Origin of the sequence: Arcobacter cryaerophilus gv. crypticus, assembly GCF_002993025.1 — a bacterium.
GTDB lineage: Bacteria > Campylobacterota > Campylobacteria > Campylobacterales > Arcobacteraceae > Aliarcobacter > Aliarcobacter cryaerophilus_B.
Genome location: NZ_NXGI01000056.1, coordinates 39437 through 57029 on the forward strand (window position 1 = coordinate 39437; position 17593 = coordinate 57029).

Below are 17593 nucleotides of genomic sequence, written 5' to 3' on the forward strand. Positions count from 1 at the left end.
CTTGTGGAAGTTGGAAGAGTAGCACAGATTGATAATTCAAAAGAAAACTATGAAATAAAGACAAAACAAGTAAGCAATGTTGAAGAAAAAGTTAAAACAATACAAGAAGATGAGTATAAAAAAAATGCTTCAAAAGAGCCAATAAGTGAGCTAAATGAAGTTATTTTAGATAATATTCAGTTTGGATATAACAAAAAATCAAGAGATTTTTTTGTAAAAATAACAAGAGGCGATATTGAAAATAAATATCCAACAGAAGATATGATGAAAATAAAAGCTTTTTTGATTGAAGAGCTAGAAAAAAGTATTAAAAATTAAAAAAAGGTAACATATTTTGGCATCAGATTTATCAAATGTATTTAAAAACGAGCTATCAAATACTCTAGAGCAGTTACTGGGGAAAAAAGCAAAAATTTCTGAAACAAAAAAAATAGATGATACTTTTGAATCTTCAAGTTTTATAGAAGCAGATGTAAAATTTGATATAAAAGGTTTAAGTTCAGGTATAACTTTTTATATTCCTAGTATTAGTGCTACAAAGTTTGAGTATTTAATGCTAGGTGGAATGGGTGATTTAAAAACAGATATTGATGATGAAACAACAGATGCTGTAAATGAAATAGTTTCAAATATTTGTGGTAGTTTTTGTACTGCTTCAAATGCTCAAGGTATGCCAGATATTGTAAGTATGAAATCTGAGATTAAAGGAACAAAAAAAGTAGAAAAAAGTGCATTAAGTGGAAAAGATATCTACTTTTTTAATATATCTTTAGATGAAGATGAAACTCCTATTTTAATTAGTTTTGATAAAGCATTTTCTCCTTTTTTCTCTTTGATTACAGGAGTAAAAGATGAAAAACCAGCAGTTGCTATTCCTGTTTCAGCTGCTGTTTCTCCTGTTGCTCCAACTCAAGCAATCGTAGGAGTTGCAAATCCATCTAAAAACCTTGAACTTTTATATAATGTTAGATTAAAACTAAGTGTGAGATTAGGTACAAAAATAGTTCTTTTAAAAGATATTTTAAGATGGGATGTTGGTGAGATTATTGAGCTTGAGCAGATGGTAAATGAGCCACTTGAAATTCTTATAAATGGCGTAAAAATAGGTGAGGGTGAAGCTGTAATTGTAGAAGGAAAATTTGGATTAAAGATTAAGAAAATCATAAATGAAGATTTTAAATTTGATAAAATAGGATTGTAAAATGGAAATAAATAGTAGCAATTTATATAACAAAGATATTCTAAAAACAAATAAATTTGAAAATTTAAATAGTAGTAATCTCAAGAACGTTGAAGATAAAGAGTTACGAGAAGTAAGTAATAATTTTGAGGCATTTTTTATAAATCAAATATTGGAAACTTCTTTGAAATCAACTAGTATAGCAGGAGAAGAAGCTGGTAGTGATATTATAAAAGGTATGTATTTGCAATCAATCTCTGATAGTTCTAGTGGTAGTTTTGGAATTAGTGATATGTTGTACAACTTTTTATCAGAAAATAATAAGAAAGAGCAAGGTTAAAATATGGTTGATAAAATAGTAGACAATATGCAACAACTAATACTTGAGTTAAAAAATGCAATAACTCAAGATATAGAAGATATAAAAGCCTCAAAACATGAAGAACTTTTTGGAAGAAATGATAGAAAAAATTCAATTATAAATGAAATTATGAGTCAAAAAAGTGAACTAAACAAAGAGTTATCAACACTTATTCAAAATAATGTTGATGTAAATATTTATAGAGACAAAGTAAATGAACTTGAAGATGGATTAAAAACTTTGTATGAGCTAAATAGAAAATTAGCAAGTATAGTTTTACCAATAAAACAGATGTATAAAGAGCTTTTAGATGAGATAAGTGAGCAATCTGGAGGACAGATTTTTGATATTAAAGCTTAGTTTTTTATCTTTAGTTTTTTCTTCATATTTATTTGCAATTTCTGTTTTTGTAGCAAAAGAAGCAATAAAATATGAAGAGAAAATAGATATTTCTAAACTAGAACAGAAAGATTTTGAGACAATTCCTAGAACTTGTACTCCTTTGACTTTGGAAGATTTACAAAATGGTGAAATTATAACAACACATCATATTAATAAAAACAGTATAGTTTGTCAAAAAAATGTAAAATCTAGTGAAAACAATGAAATAATTTTTAATTTTGGTGGACTAAAAATAGTAAAAAAAGGAAAAATTATTTATGAAAATGAAGAGTTTATAAGATTTAAGAATTTAGATGGAACTATTGAACAAATATATAAAGATGGAAGACAAAAATGAATAGACTCTCGTTTTTAGGAGAAACACCAACAGAAGCTTTAAGAAATGCACAAATACAGTGCGGTGAAGAAGCTATTGTAATATCTACAAAAAAAATTGCAAATGCTAATGGTTATAATAAAGATATGTATGAGATAGTTGTTGTTGTTGAAGATGATGAGATTCAAAAAAATATGGAGTTTACAAAAACAGCAATTACAAAAGCGACTGTTGAAGCCGAGCCTATTAAAGCACAAGTTTATGACTATAAAGAGGAGATTTTAAAAATGCAATCTCTTCTTGAGCAAGTTCAAAAAACTCTTTGGAAACCAAAAAGTCAACTATATGATTTACTTATTCCTCCTGAATTTATAGATGTATATACTATTTTTGAAAAAAATGAATTTGATAGTGAGATGACATACACTATTATGAAAAAGACAATAAAAGAGCTTCCAGTTTCATTAAAATCAAACCAAAAAAAAGTAAACGATTTTTTTAAATTAGTTTTAAGAAGAGTTATTCCTATTAAAATGGAGCAACCTTTAAGAAAAGAGCAAAGAAAAATTATGATGATGGTAGGACCAACTGGAGTTGGAAAAACTACAACAATTTCAAAACTAGCTGCAAGATTTGCTTATAAAATGGAACAAAATCATAAAGTTGGTGTTATTACTTTGGATTCTTTTAGAGTTGGTGCAATAGAACAATTACAAGCATATACAAATATTATGAGACTACCTTTGGAAATAGTTAAAAAACCTGAAGATTTAACAGAAGCACTTTTAAGGCTTAAAAATTGTAGTTATATTTTTATTGATACAGCAGGTTCTAGCCAATATGATATTGATAAAATAGAACTTATAAATGAGTACAGAAAGCATGTATATGAGCTTCCTATTGAAAAGACTTTGGTTTTGCCTTCAAATGTAAAACATAGTGATTTGATGGAGATTTATAAAAATTATTCAATACTTGATATTGATAACCTTATTTTTACAAAATTAGATGAGACAAAAAGTTTTGGAAATGTTATATCTTTTTCACATAAAACAAAAAAATCAATAACATATTTCTCTATTGGACAAAATGTTCCTGATGATTTAATAGCAGCAGACGCATCATTTTTGATAGATTGTTTTATGAATAATGAGTGCAGTAAGGAGATATAATGGTTGATGTTAAGTTATCTCAGGCTGAAAAATTAATAAATCTTACTTCAAAAGTAAATAGTGAATTAAGTAGTTCAAAAACAAAACTTTTGACAATAACATCAGGAAAAGGTGGAGTTGGAAAATCGACTTTTACGGCAAATTTTGCTTATATATTATCGCAAAAGAATCTACGAGTTTTGGTTTTGGATGCAGATATAGGTTTAGCAAATATGCAAGTACTTTTTGATGTAAAACCAGCAGTTACTCTTTTTGATTATATTAACGGGCATAAAAGATTACAAGATGTAATAATAGAAACGAAATATCCAAATCTCTCTTTAATTGCTGGAAAAAGTGGCTATCAATATGCAACAAATAGTAGCACTTTTATATTTTCAAGATTAGTTCAAGATATATTAGATTTAAATTTTTATGATATTTTGATTGTTGATACTGGAGCTGGATTAAATGAGTATGTAAAAGAGTTTTTAAAAGTATCAACAAATATTTTAGCAATAACTTCAACAGATCCTAGTGCTTTAACGGATGTGTACTCTTTGATAAAAATGTTAGCAATTGATAAAAAGAGTTTAATGCTTTGTTTTAATCACACAAAAAATGATCTCGTGGGTGAGACAATTTCAAACTCTTTGATAAATTTAGCTAAAAAAAACAGATTAAAAAGCGAATTTGTGATAAAATATATAGGAAGTGTGCCAAGTAGTGAAAACATTACAAAAATAGCTAGGTCTAGAAAAATATTTGTAAATGAGTTTCCGCAAGAAGAAGCAGCTATTAAGTTGCATAATATTGTAGGTAGTGTTTTAAAAAATATTTAAAAATCGGAGTTTAAGTGGTAGTAGAAAGATTTTCACAAAATCTAATAAATACTGGAATATTTAGAATATATATAGCAATTGGTTTTTTTGCTACAATAATATTTTTTACATTCAACGCAGAACTTTTTTCACCCCTTCAAATGCTTTTTGGAGCTATTTTGGTTACTGTTACTTTAAAAGGTTTTAGTAACTTAATGCTATCTTTTATAGTTAACAATTTTAGCCTAGATCAAAAACGAATGGATTTTGACAATAGATACAATGAAGATAAAATAAGCTTACTTTTAAATCAACTTGCTACAAAAGATTTGAGAGAAGATAAAGAAAATGAAGAGCTATCGAATGAAGAATTAACTAAAGAAGTAGTTAATGAAGATAAAAAAGAAGAAGCTACAAGCTAAAATAGGAGAATAGAAAATGAGTATAGTAGGTGCTATAAACTATTTAAATCCATTGCAAGGTATTGATAGTGCAAATGTAAAACAAAGTGAAACTTTAAGTGAAAGTCAATATGCTGATAAATCTTTTAAAGATTTATTAAATGGAGCTGTAAAAGAGGTAAATAATTCTCAAATAGAAGGGTATAATTCTATGAAAGAGATTGCAACAGGAAAAGTTGCAAATCTTCAAGAAGCTGTTCAAAAAATTGAAGAAGCAGAGTTAAGCCTTAAATTGGGATTAGAAGTGAAAAATAAAGCAATAAATGCTTATAGAGAAATTATGAGAATGCAAATTTAGTAAAAGGAGCAAATTATGGGTTTTTTTGATGGATATAATGTATCAACCTCAGGAATGAGTGCACAAAGAACAAGAATAAATGTAGTAAGTGCAAATATTGCAAATGCAAAAACAACTCATACTCAAGAGGGTGGACCATATAAAAAGCAACAAGTTATTTTTGAAGATATTTTATTAGCAAATAAAACTAGAAGAACAAATTCAAATGATATTGAAATAAACAATTCACCACAATCTGATTTAGCTCTAAGAGCTGTTGGAGTAAAAAAGATAATTCATACAGATGCACAGCCTGTATTAAGATATGACCCAACTCATCCAGATGCAAATGAAAAGGGTTATGTAGCATATCCTGATATAAATCCTGTTATTGAAATGGTTGATTTAATAGAAGCTATGAGGTCTTATGAAGCAAACGTTACTGCATTTAATACTCATAGAGGAATTGATACAAAAACTCTAGATATTTTAGCTGGAAATTAAGGACTAAAAAATGGCAACTCTAGTTGATGTTTTTACACAAACAAGTGGTTTAAAAGGTGAAACAACAGTTTTAAGCACAAGTGAAGATTTACCAAAAGATAAGCCATCTTTATTTGATTCTCTTTTAAAAACTTCAATAGAAGATATTGAAAACAGTTCAACAGAAAATAAAAATACAAATTCAAAGATAATATCTCAAAATATTACTTCAAATTTAGAAAATAACTCTTTAGAGAGTGAAGTTTTAGAGATTAATACAAAATTGAGTGCTGAAACTTCGGATTTTGAAACTATCAATTTAGATGAAAATTCAAATAGTAAAGAAGTTATAAAAGATTTATCAAAAAATATAACAAATGATTTAAATAGAGATAATATAAAAAAAGATGAGATAAAAGAGTCTACAAAAAATATTCAAAATAGTATAAGTAGCAAGAACTCATTGCTAGATAGGTTAGTTTTGGAAGTAAAAAATAGTAATTTAGAGAAAGTACCTAAAGGTGAGCAAATTTTAAGTGAACCTTTGAAAAATTTAGAAAATGTTGATATTTTAGATAGTGATAAAACTTTTATAAAATCTTTAGATGAAGTAATTGAAGATTTAAAAAGTCAAAATAATTTAGAAGTAAAAATAGATAGTGACAAAAATATAATTTCTAAAGATGATAAATTAGTGGAGATTATAGAGCAAGAAGTCTCTATAAAAGATATAAATACTCAAGATATTGATTTTGTAACTTCAGAAACAACTAAAAACATATCTCAAATAATAGTAAATAGTGACACTACTAAAGAGTTAGAAAATCAAATTCAAACTTCTACAATTTTGAAAGATAATTTAAATTCTGAAAATATTTTGATTGTTGAAGATGAAGTTGTCAAGAGTGACGCTATTAAAAATGAAACTGTAAAAAATGAAAACAACTTAAATTCACAAAATATTTTAATTGTTGAAGATGAAGTTATAAAAACTGAAAATAATACAAAAGTAGATCAAAAATTGTCTCTTATGGATCAGTTAATTCAATCAAATAGTAAAAAAGATATTACAAGAAAAATAGAAGAAGTAACTACTTCAAATCCTCAAAATGTAGAACAAACTAATCAAAATTCAAAAGAGATATCTTCAAATATTTTTTTAGCTGACCAAAAAAATAGTTTAAATAATCAACTACTTTTTAATAAAAACGAAGCAATAAATATTCTAAAAAATGCTTCAAGTGTTGAAGATATAGAAAAAAGTGCAAATATCTTAGATTTAGATGCAAATAATTTGGAAGTTGAGCAAAATATCTCTAATGAGAGTTTAAATGATTTAAGCGTAGATGAAAAAGAGAGTTTAGATAGAAAGAATATTTTAAATAGTATTTTAAATGAAAAAGATGTAAGAAGTGTAGATGTTAGAAATCTTATAACAAACTCAATAGAGGCTTCAAAAGCCCTTTTGGAAGATACTATAAATATTTTAGATGATAAACTTTTGGATATTCAACCAAATTTAGTAAATTCAATTCAATCAAGAATTGTTGGTGCAAAACAGCAAATGGCCTCTATGATGTCAGATGTTGCAAGGCAGATGTATGAAAACTATAAACCACCTGTTACTGTTTTTAGGATGAATTTAAACCCAGGAGATTTGGGAACTATCTCAGTTTTAATGAAACAAGATAAGTCAAGTGGATTAACTATTAATATGAGTGTTTCTAATATTGCAACACTAGAGATTTTGATGGAAAATCAAAATATGTTAAGAAACTCTTTGGCAAAAACTTTTAATGATAATGCAAACTTTAATCTTGATTTCTCAAAAGGAGAAGGTGGTCAAAGTCAAGGAGACTCTTCAAGTAATCAAAATCAAAGAGATAAAAGAGATTCAAATACTCAAGAGATATTAAGGATTAAAAAAGAGAACAAAGATTATGAAGAGAAAAACGATTATATGTAATGGAAGAGTTTTTCTCACTTTTAAATGAAGATGTACTTGTTAAGTTTCTTCTTCTTTTTGCAAGAGTATTATCTTTTGTAGCATTTATGCCAGTTTTTGGACATACAGCAATAAGTGTTACGATAAGAGTGGCTTTTTCTTTTTATTTAGTAATTTTTCTTTTTCCATTTATTGGTGATATTAAGTATATAAATGAATCTTCTTTTATAGTCTCTTTATTATCTGAAATAACTTTGGGATTAGTTGCTGCCATGCTTATAAATATAATATTTTCATCTGTTAAAATTATAGGTGAATTTGTCGAATATTCAACTGCACTATCTATGGCTATGATGTTTGATCCAACAACAGGTTCTCAAGAAGGATTAGTAGCGAAACTATTATTTTGGGTATCTTTAATGCTATTTTTCCAAACAGGAATGTATGAAATGACATTGGTTTTACTAGCAAAGAGTTTCTCTATGATACATTTAGGAACTTTTGATATATTCTCTATAAATGGGATTAAACTTGCTATTGGTGAGATTAATAGAATGTTTGCATTTGCATTTACTTTTGCTTTACCTCTATTTTTTATAGGATTTATTTTGGATGTTTATTATGGTTATGGTACAAAATCAATGCCAGCATTTTCTCCATTTATTATAACTTTTCAGTTGAAATTTGCTTTAATATTTTTATTTTTAATATTTGGTTTAGAGATATTTTTTGAAGCATTTACAAACTATTTTATTAGTAAATTTGAGTAGGAAATTTTATGGCTGATGATGAAGAAAAAACAGAAGAACCCACATCCAAAAAGATAGAAGATGCCAGAAATGAAGGAAATGTAGGTAAATCTGCTGAGGTAGCTGGTGCTGTTATTTTAACTTTGGGCTCTGTTTATTTAATATTTCTTTCAGGATTTACATTTTTAGAGATAAAAAAAGTAATGTTGTATATATATGGTTTTATTGGACAAGAAATAGATGAAAGCACATATTTTACAATTACATATACAGTTGCAATAACACTTCTAAAAGCTTTGGCTCCTATATATTTGTTAGTATTTGTTTTAGCACTTGCTAGCAACTGGATGCAGTTTGGATTTATTGCAACTCCTTTGAAGCTTGATTTACAAAAATTAGATCCAATAAAGGGTATGGGAAATATTTTTAGTTTAAAAAAATTAATGGAGGCTTTAAAGTTAACTCTCAAATTATCTGTGATAGTTTGGGTTATGTTTTTACTTTTTGGATTGACATATCAAGATTTTTTGATAATGATGAATAAAGAGTTGAATGCAACTATTGAAGCTATGATAGATTTGATTATTATATTTGTTTTTACTATTTTGTTTATTATTATTATTTTTGCTATAATAGATTTCTATTTTTCTAAACATTATTATATGAAATCTTTGAAAATGAGTAAACAAGAGATTAAAGATGAGTATAAAAATATGGAAGGAGACCCTCAAGTTAAGGGAAGAATTCGTAGAATTCAGATGCAAATGGCACAAAAAAGAATGATGAGTAGCGTTCCTGATGCAGATGTTGTTATTACAAATCCAACACATTATGCTGTTGCTTTAAAATATGATAGTTCAAAAAATCAAGCTCCTTTACTTGTTGCAAAAGGTATAGACTTTTTAGCTTTAAGAATCAAAGAGATAGCAAAAGAAAATAGTGTAACTATAATAGAAAATCCAAGTCTTGCAAGAGCTTTGTATGATCAAATTGAGTTAGAAAGAGAAGTTCCTTCTGAATTTTATAAAGCAATTGCAGAGATTTTCTCTTATGTTTATGAATTAAAGAAAAAAAGGTAAAATTTGAGATTTTTAACTATATTTATACTTCTTATTTCTCTTCTAAATGCTAAAGATAGAGATTTTTATTATAGTTTTATAGATTCAAATGGAAAACAAATTCCAACAAAAACAAAAGAGACAATAATAAATACTTTAAATCAATTAGATGAGGTTAAATCAATAGCACTTGATGGAAAACTTTTTGAGGCTTTTGAGAAATTAAAAATTATAAAAGATAACAATAAAGTATCACTTTTAAATGCAGATATTTTAATACTTTACTCTGAATTAGTTATAAAAACGAACTCAAAACAACACATAAGTAGTGCTGCAAATGAGTTGGAAGCAGCTATAAATTCGTCACTTATTGATCAAGAAGATTTATTAAAAGCCTATTTAATTTTAATAGATTTAAAGATAAATATAAATAAGGTAGAAGATGCAAGATATTATGCTAAAACAGTAGTAGATATTTTCGATGATGAAGAGGCAAAATCAAAAGGAAAAATATCTTTAGCAAAGATTTTCAAATATCAAAAAGATTATAAAAAGGCTTCAAAATCAATTTTTGAAGTTTTAAGCACCACAACAGATAAAAATATCGCTTCAATTGCTGCAAATGAACTTTTTGATATATATTTACTTGAGGGAAGAAAAGAAGAAGCAAGTGAGCTTATGCGACAACTTTTGTTGACAAATCCATCTTTTTACTCAGGTGATTATATATTAGCAAATCAAAGAGTTGATTTACTCTTAAAGCTAGATATGAAAACTTTTGCTATAGATATTTTAAAAAACTTAATAATAACTTCAAAAAAAGATGATGTACTAGAGCAAACAAAGTATAAATTAGCAAATTTATATATGAGTTTATACGACAAAACTGATACTTATTTAAACCTTGCAAAAATTCTATATAAAGATATTATTGATAAGCATCCAAAAAGTGAAAATTTTGATAATGCATCTATGTTTTATGATGAGATAAAAATGAGGCAAAAAACTATTTTGCCAAATGTAGTAGCTGATAAATATCCAGAAAATGAGGCTATGCAAAACAAAGCACTTCTTCAAGAGTTGATTAATAATAATTTTAATAAAAAATATGAAGATGTAATAAAAATGAAAAAAGTTTATAAAGATATTCCAAAACATACATTAAAGAGATTTGCTTATGAAAATATTGATGAACTTTTAGATATAGCACATTTTGGACTTATAAAAGAGTATTTGAAAGAGCAAGATTGCATTAAATTAAGTTATATTTTAAAAGATTTAAAAACAGATCTTTTTAAAGATATACTTAACGATGATAGTTTGAAAAGTGAGTTTATTAAGTGTATTAGAGAAGTTCCATCTATTGAAAATTATAAGCAAGTTAAAAATATCTTTAAAGATACAAAAGATTTAGATGTTTATCTTATTTTGGAAGCTATGGCTCTTGATGTTGAAGAGATAGATGATGCTTTGTATTACTCATCAAAAATAGAAAAATCAAAAGATAAAGAGATTTTAAAAGAAGAGTTTTTGTATAAATATCAGATTTTAAAAATTGATAATAATTCAGTAAAATTAGATAGATTTTTTAAGAATAGTTTGGAAAATAGTGAATTAATTGAAGCAAATATAGAAAAACCAATAATTATTGATTTTTATTATGATTTATATCTATATTTAATAAAAGAGGGAAAAGAAGAAGAGGCATTTAAAATTTTAAACTCTTTAAATAATAAGCAAAATGAGTTTAAAGCTTTTGTTTATTCCCCTTTTGTAGAGAGCGAATTATCAAGATTATTAAAAAAACAAAATAATTTCCAAGATGCAGTAAACTATCTTATACAAGCTTTAGAACATTCTAAAAAAATAAAACCAGATGATGAGATAAAACTTTATTATGATATTTTAACTTTATATGATAATTTAGGGCAAAAAGAACAAAAAGAGATATATTTAGAAAAGTGTAAAAATGTAAATGTAGAAGATAATTTTTATAAAAATATGTGTAACGGAATGAATCCATGAATATAGATGACATTATTGAGAGCATAGATTCAAACAATTTAAATATAGCTTTTGGAAGAGTTGTAAATATTTCTGCTGTTACATTAAGTGCTGTTGGTTTAGATGTTGCTGTTGGAGATATCGTAAGAATTGAATCCGTACAAAAACTATATACAGTTTTAGGAATGGTTACTACTTTAAGTGATGGCTTATTTGTTATAGTTCCATTTTCTTTTATTGATGGTTTTAAGATAAATGACAAAGTGTTTTTGCAAAGAGATGGACTTACTATAAAGTGTGGAAATGGTCTTTTAGGAAGAGTTGTAAATGCTTTGGGAGAACCTATTGATGATTTGGGAAAAATAAGAGATTTAGATACAAATTCTCCTATAAACAAAGAGAGTATGTCTCCACTTGATAGAGGAATTATTGATCAAAAATTTGGAACAGGTGTAAAAGCTATAGACTCTATGCTTACATGTGGAAAAGGTCAAAAAGTAGGTATTTTTGCAGGTTCAGGAGTTGGAAAATCAACTCTTATGGGAATGATAGTTCAAGGATGTGAAGCAACTATTAAAGTAATTGCACTTGTTGGAGAAAGAGGAAGAGAGATACCTGAATTTATTCACTATAACCTAAATAATAATTTAGAAAATACTGTAATTGTAACTGCAACTTCAGATGAATCACCACTTATGCGAAAATATGCTGCTTTTACAGCTATGAGTGTAGCTGAATACTTTAGAGATAAAGGGCATGATGTACTTCTTATGATGGACAGTGTTACTAGATTTGCTATGGCTCAAAGAGAAATAGGTTTAAGTACAGGTGAGCCACCAGTTAGTAGGGGATATCCTCCTTCAGTTTTTGCACTTTTACCACAACTTATGGAAAGAGCAGGAAATAGTAAAAAAGGTTCTATTACAGCATTTTTTACTGTTTTGGTTGATGGAGATGATTTAAATGATCCAATTGCAGATCAAAGTAGGTCTATACTTGATGGACATATAGTTCTAACAAGAGATTTAACAGAACAGGGTTTTTATCCACCAATAAATATATTAAAATCAGCTTCAAGAGTAATAGATAAAGTTGTTACAAAAGAGCATTATAATGATTTTTTAAAGTTAAAAAGAGTATTATCGCTAATAAAAGAGAACGAAGTTTTAATAAGAGTTGGTGCATACAAAAAAGGTATGGATCTTGAGTTGGATAATGCAATAGCAAAAAAAGAGAAAGCAAGAGAGTTTCTTACTCAAGGAACTTTGGAAAAGTACTCTTTTGATGAGATTATTGCAAATTTAAGAAAGGTGTTAATATGATATCATTAAATTCTACAACATACAGATTAGGAAATCTAGATAATTATCAAGCAAAACTTAATTTTCAAATGGGTGGAAGTAAACTTCAATTTGGAAGTGACGATTCTGTTACTTTTGGAAGATTAACTCATACAGAGGATAAAATAAAAACTCAAAAGGGAATTATAGAGCAAATAGAAAGAGCTGATGTTTTAAATAAGACATCAGATACTGCAATGAAAGAGGTGAAACTTCTTTTAGAAAAGATAAAAGCAGAGGAGCTAATAAAAGCAAATACTTCTACAACTAGTATAGAAGGGCTTGAGGCAATTGCTGGAGTTATTGAAGGTTATAAACAAAATTTATTTAATCTAGCAAATACTCAAACAGAAGGTCAATATGTTTTTGCAGGGAGTGATGCTTCTGTTAAGCCTTTTTCTATGGATGCAGCTGGAAACGTAACATACAATGGAGATGCAGATTTAAGAAAAGTTGCAGTTGATGAGGGCTCTTACAGAGAAAGAGGAATAAATGGAATAGATGCTTTCTTTTATGTTGCCGATAGTGCTTCAAAAGGTGGTACTTTAACTTTTAAAGAAGGTGATAAAATTGTTGATCAAGATGGGAAAGAGTGGGTTTTTGATAGTGCTACAAACACACTTACAAAAACAAAATGGGATGGTTCACCTGAAACATTAACAGTTACTCCTCCAACTTTTCCTTCAACTGAATATACAACTACTGTGCCAAATACAGATGGTACAAAATTTGAAGCAAAAAGAAATATGTTTGATATGTTAGATGAGGCAATTAGTAGTTTAAGAGGTCTTGATAGTTTAGGAAATCCTACTTTAACTTATGAAGATAGAAGAGCTGGTATTTCTAACGCTATTGATGAAGCTACAAAAGCTTATGATACAGCTATTATTGCTCATTCAGAGTTGGGAGCAAAAAATAAAACTTTTGAAGTATCAAAAGAGAGAGCTGAATCTAAAATTACACAACTAAGTATTCTTGAAAAAGAGCTTGGAAATTCAAATTTGACTCAAGTTGCTACAGAGTTAAAGGCTCTTGAAATATCTTATACAGCACTTTACTCAACTATAAATAGAACATTTGAGTTATCTTTAACTAATTTCTTGAAATAAATTAGTTTTTTTATTATATGAATTTTATTAAAAATATTTTCTCTAGGGATTTAATAGCAGTAGCATTGTTTTTATCAATGCTTGCTATTATTATAATACCTTTAAATCAAGTTGCTATCGACTTTTTTATATCTATATCTTTAGCACTATCTTTATTAATTTTATTAATTTCACTTTATATTCAAAAGCCAGCAGATTTAACAACTTTTCCTACACTTTTATTAATTTTGGTTATATTTAGACTAGCCCTTAGTATTGCAACAACAAGATCTATTTTAGCAGATGGACACAATGGACCAGATGCTGTAAGTACAATTATTTCAGCTTTTGGAGAGTTTGTTGTTGGTGGAAATATGGTTATTGGGGTTGTTATTTTTATCATTTTAGTTTTGATAAACTTTATGGTTGTAACAAAAGGTGCTACAAGAGTTGCTGAGGTAACTGCTAGATTTACACTTGACTCTATGCCTGGTAAGCAAATGGCTATTGATGCCGATTTAAATGCTGGATTTATTGATGATAAAGAAGCACAAGAAAGAAGAAAATCACTTATAACTGAAGCAAACTTCTATGGAGCGATGGATGGATCATCTAAGTTTGTAAAAGGTGATGCAATTGCTGGTATTATTATTACGATTGTAAATATTATTGGTGGGCTTTTGGTTGGTATTTTTCAACACGACTTGCCAGCTAGCGAAGCTGCAAGTATATATACAATTTTAACTATTGGTGATGGACTTGTTACACAAATTCCAGCTCTTTTAACATCAACTGCAACTGCTATTATAATAACAAGATCAAATACAGATGATGAGAGATTTGCAACAAGAGCTGTAAATCAACTTATGAAAGATACAAAATCTCTTATTTTGGTTGGTATTGGTTTAATGCTTTTTGGATTAGTTCCAGGTTTCCCTACAGGAATTTTGATGACAATGGGACTTATGCTATCTGCTTTGGGTTATACTATTATTATGATTGATAAAGGTGATGATAATATTGTTACTAGATTTTTTAAACCACAAGTTGCTAAAAAAATTGAAAAACCTGAAGATTTAAAAGAGAAAAAAAGAGCAGCTTCTGTTCCTGATGAGAGTCAAAGTATAGAAACGGTAATGAAACTTGAGGTTTTGGAGTTAAAGCTAGGAATTAGACTTTTACAACTTGTTCAAGGTAATTCAGAACTTCTTGATAAAATAAAAGCAATAAGAAAAAATATAGCATCTGAGTTAGGATTTATAATACCACAAATAAGAATTTCAGATGATACAAGTCTAGGAGCAAATGAGTATCAATTTTATCTAAAAAGAATTCCAATAGTAAAAGGAAGAATAGAAGTAGATAAACTTCTTGCAATGGGTGGGCTATCAAGCGAACATCTTGATGGAATAAAAGTAAAAGAACCTGTATTTAATCTAGATGCTGTTTGGATTTCAAAAGATTTAAAAGAAGATGCTTTAATGAAAGGATTTACAGTTGTAGATGCTCCAACAATTATATCAACTCATATATCAGAAATTATTAGAAAATATGCAGAAGATATTATTACAAGACAAGATATTGTTGATATTATTGATAGACTTAAAAAAGATTTCCCAATTGTTGTTGAAGAGGCTATGAAAGTTGCTTCATATGGAAGTTTACTAAAAGTTTGTAAAGACTTGCTTCATGAGAAAATCCCAATTATTGATATGCTTACAATCATTGAAGCAATAGCAGATATTGCTGAATTTACAAAAGCTCCAGAGATACTTTTAGAGCATGTAAGAGCAAAACTTTTTAGACTTATTACTCAAAAATATAAAGATACAGATGGAGTTTTACATATAGTTACAATTAAACCAGAGTTAGAACAACAGTTTATAGGAAAACTTCAAGACCATCATGGAGCTTCTCAGTTGATGCTTAGTATTGCTGAGATAAACAATCTTGTAACAAAAACTAAACAACTATTAGATGATATTGAGAAAAAAGGTTTTTCAAAAGTTGCAATGGTTGTAGATCCTGTTTTAAGAAAAAGAGTATCAGAAATTTATGAAAAATTTGGTCTTTCTATCCCTGTTTTATCTCACGCAGAACTTGATTCAAAAGCAAATTTTGCTATTGAAGGAACTTTAGAGTTCTAATTTTTTTTTCACTTTTTTAAGGATTTTTTTGAAATATTATATTAATTTTTTAAGAGATAAACCAATTATTAGAAGTTTATCTTTGGTGAACTTTATTGCATCTTTTGGTGCATGGTTTTCTACTGTTGCAATTTATACTATGGTTGTAGAGTTTGGTTCAAGTGAACTTGCTATTGCAATTGTTACAGCTATGCATTTTCTACCAGCAATTTTAATATCACCTTTGAGTGGAGCTATTATTGATAGAGTTAAAATTAAACCCTTGATGATAATTTTACTTTTTATAGAACTTTCAATGACGGCTTGTTTTTTATTAATTGAAACATCATCTGATTTATGGTTACTTCTTGTTTTTATTTTTATACGAATGAGTGCTGCTTCTATGTTTTTTTCAAGTGAAATGTCACTTTTAGCAAAAATTGCTACTGGAAAAGATCTTCAAACAGCAAATGAAATACAGTCAATAATTTGGTCATTTACTTATGCTGTTGGAATGGCGGTTAGTGGTTTTATAGTGAATTTATATGGTGTAAAAGCTGCTATATTAATAGATGTTGCTATTTTTATACTGGCTTTTTTAGTTTTTCTTAATATCAAAATAAATATAGAATACAAAAAAGTTGAAGAGAAAATTTTGGAACTTATGATTGATGGTTTAAGATATATTAAAAACAATAAAATTATTCTACATTTAATCTTTTTGCATGCAAGTGTAGGGCTTACTAGTTATGATGCTTTGATTACTATTTTGGCAAAAAATGAGTATAAAGAGATTATAGCTGTTCCTCTTGCTATTGGGCTTTCAAATGCAGTAAGAGCAGTTGCACTTATGATTGGACCACTATTTTTAAATAAGATTATAAAAAAAGATAATCTTCAGTACCTTTTAGTTTTTCAAGGAATTACAATAATAATTTGGGCATTTGCTCAAGGTAATTTTTATGCATCTTTAGCTGCTCTGTTTTTTGTAGGATTTAGTACAGCTTTCTTATGGTCTTATACTTATGCTCTTTTACAAAATCATTGCGATAAAAGGTATATAGGAAGAGTAATATCATATAATGATATGTTTTTTATGCTTGCAAATGTACTAACAACTCTGTTTATTGGTACTATGGCACATATTACAACAACTTCAATTATTACGATATGTTTAGGAGTTGCATTTTTATTTTATGCTTACTACTACACAAAGATTTATTCAAAAATTTAATTGTATAATCATTAAAAGGAGAAATTATGATTTTAGATTACAAAGATGTAAATGATTTAGATAGATACAAAATAATGTCAGGAAGTATAGTTCCAAGACCAATTGCTTGGATAGTTACAGATGATGATGGAGTTTTAAATGCAGCTCCTTTTTCTTATTTCATACCAATTTCAACAAATCCTGCTTTGGTTATAGTTGCTATTGGAAAAAAAGATGATGGAAGCCCAAAAGATAGTTTAGCAAATATTTTGAAAACAAAAAAAGCAACTATTTGTTTTCCAAATAAAGATAATGTTGAACAACTACAAAAATGTGCTACGCCTTTGTGTAAAACTCAAAGTGAAATAGAAATATATGAGATAGATGTAAAAAAAGAGCTAGATGACTATCCACCAATGATAAGCTCAACTCAAACAGCACTTTTTTGTGAATATTATGATACTTATAAAGTCGATGGAGATACAACACCAGTTGTTTTAAAGATAAATTTTCAATATATACAAGACGGAAGAATTAATGAGAGAAATCATACAAAAATTGAGAGTATAGGAAGATGTGGAGTTACTTTTAAAGCTATGGTAGATTTATAGTTTTTTA

19 protein-coding genes are annotated in these 17593 nt (G+C 27.7%); all 19 read left to right on the forward strand.

Annotated elements, in window-relative coordinates:
* The first annotated feature begins 3 nt into the window (after positions 1-3).
* The 19 genes from CJ670_RS10095 to CJ670_RS10185 are packed head-to-tail and all read left to right on the forward strand — an operon-like array spanning position 4 to position 17586.
* Positions 4-318, forward strand: coding sequence for a flagellin (locus CJ670_RS10095; RefSeq protein ID WP_105911685.1), 315 nt, complete (start codon positions 4-6; stop codon positions 316-318).
* 16 nt (positions 319-334) lie between these two features.
* Positions 335-1201 (forward strand): FliM/FliN family flagellar motor switch protein, encoded by an 867-nt coding sequence (locus CJ670_RS10100; RefSeq protein WP_105911686.1) that lies wholly within the window; start codon positions 335-337, stop codon positions 1199-1201.
* A gap of 1 nt (position 1202) precedes the next feature.
* Positions 1203-1520: a hypothetical protein gene (locus tag CJ670_RS10105; protein WP_105939859.1), complete on the forward strand. Its 318-nt coding sequence runs from the start codon at positions 1203-1205 to the stop codon at positions 1518-1520.
* Positions 1521-1523: 3 nt separating this feature from the next.
* On the forward strand, positions 1524-1901 hold the full coding sequence (locus CJ670_RS10110) for a hypothetical protein (RefSeq protein ID WP_105911688.1): 378 nt from the start codon (positions 1524-1526) through the stop codon (positions 1899-1901).
* Positions 1885-2280, forward strand: a complete 396-nt coding sequence (locus tag CJ670_RS10115) for a hypothetical protein (protein WP_105939860.1) — start codon at positions 1885-1887, stop codon at positions 2278-2280. The genes CJ670_RS10110 and CJ670_RS10115 overlap by 17 nt, the downstream gene beginning before the upstream one ends.
* Entirely contained in the window at positions 2277-3431 is a 1155-nt protein-coding gene (gene flhF / locus CJ670_RS10120; protein ID WP_105939861.1) for a flagellar biosynthesis GTPase FlhF, read from the forward strand. Before CJ670_RS10115 ends, flhF begins: the two co-directional genes overlap by 4 nt.
* Positions 3431-4252 (forward strand): AAA family ATPase, encoded by an 822-nt coding sequence (locus CJ670_RS10125; protein WP_105911690.1) that lies wholly within the window; start codon positions 3431-3433, stop codon positions 4250-4252. Before flhF ends, CJ670_RS10125 begins: the two co-directional genes overlap by 1 nt.
* A 14-nt stretch (positions 4253-4266) precedes the next feature.
* Entirely contained in the window at positions 4267-4653 is a 387-nt protein-coding gene (locus tag CJ670_RS10130; protein ID WP_105939862.1) for a hypothetical protein, read from the forward strand.
* A 16-nt stretch (positions 4654-4669) separates the two neighbouring features.
* The gene (fliE, locus tag CJ670_RS10135; RefSeq protein ID WP_105911692.1) at positions 4670-4990 is read left to right on the forward strand and encodes a flagellar hook-basal body complex protein FliE; all 321 of its coding nucleotides are present in this window, start codon (positions 4670-4672) and stop codon (positions 4988-4990) included.
* 15 nt (positions 4991-5005) lie between these two features.
* Positions 5006-5473, forward strand: coding sequence for a flagellar basal body rod protein FlgC (gene flgC, locus CJ670_RS10140; protein WP_105939863.1), 468 nt, complete (start codon positions 5006-5008; stop codon positions 5471-5473).
* A 10-nt stretch (positions 5474-5483) separates the two neighbouring features.
* A complete protein-coding gene (fliK, locus tag CJ670_RS10145) occupies positions 5484-7418 on the forward strand; it encodes a flagellar hook-length control protein FliK (RefSeq protein WP_105939864.1) in 1935 nt (644 codons plus the stop codon).
* Positions 7418-8167: a flagellar biosynthetic protein FliR gene (locus CJ670_RS10150; protein WP_105939865.1), complete on the forward strand. Its 750-nt coding sequence runs from the start codon at positions 7418-7420 to the stop codon at positions 8165-8167. Before fliK ends, CJ670_RS10150 begins: the two co-directional genes overlap by 1 nt.
* 8 nt (positions 8168-8175) lie before the next feature.
* Complete coding sequence (gene flhB / locus CJ670_RS10155) at positions 8176-9225, forward strand: flagellar biosynthesis protein FlhB (protein ID WP_105939866.1); 1050 nt, start codon at positions 8176-8178, stop codon at positions 9223-9225.
* Positions 9226-9228: 3 nt separating this feature from the next.
* Positions 9229-11229: a tetratricopeptide repeat protein gene (locus tag CJ670_RS10160; RefSeq protein ID WP_105939867.1), complete on the forward strand. Its 2001-nt coding sequence runs from the start codon at positions 9229-9231 to the stop codon at positions 11227-11229.
* Positions 11226-12530, forward strand: a complete 1305-nt coding sequence (fliI, locus tag CJ670_RS10165; RefSeq protein WP_105911698.1) for a flagellar protein export ATPase FliI — start codon at positions 11226-11228, stop codon at positions 12528-12530. Before CJ670_RS10160 ends, fliI begins: the two co-directional genes overlap by 4 nt.
* Complete coding sequence (locus tag CJ670_RS10170; RefSeq protein ID WP_105939868.1) at positions 12527-13657, forward strand: flagellin family protein; 1131 nt, start codon at positions 12527-12529, stop codon at positions 13655-13657. Before fliI ends, CJ670_RS10170 begins: the two co-directional genes overlap by 4 nt.
* A 17-nt stretch (positions 13658-13674) precedes the next feature.
* Positions 13675-15783, forward strand: coding sequence for a flagellar biosynthesis protein FlhA (gene flhA, locus CJ670_RS10175; RefSeq protein ID WP_105911700.1), 2109 nt, complete (start codon positions 13675-13677; stop codon positions 15781-15783).
* A 28-nt stretch (positions 15784-15811) separates the two neighbouring features.
* Entirely contained in the window at positions 15812-16996 is a 1185-nt protein-coding gene (locus tag CJ670_RS10180; protein ID WP_105939869.1) for an MFS transporter, read from the forward strand.
* 26 nt (positions 16997-17022) lie between these two features.
* On the forward strand, positions 17023-17586 hold the full coding sequence (locus CJ670_RS10185) for a flavin reductase family protein (protein ID WP_105911702.1): 564 nt from the start codon (positions 17023-17025) through the stop codon (positions 17584-17586).
* Positions 17587-17593: the final 7 nt, after the last annotated feature.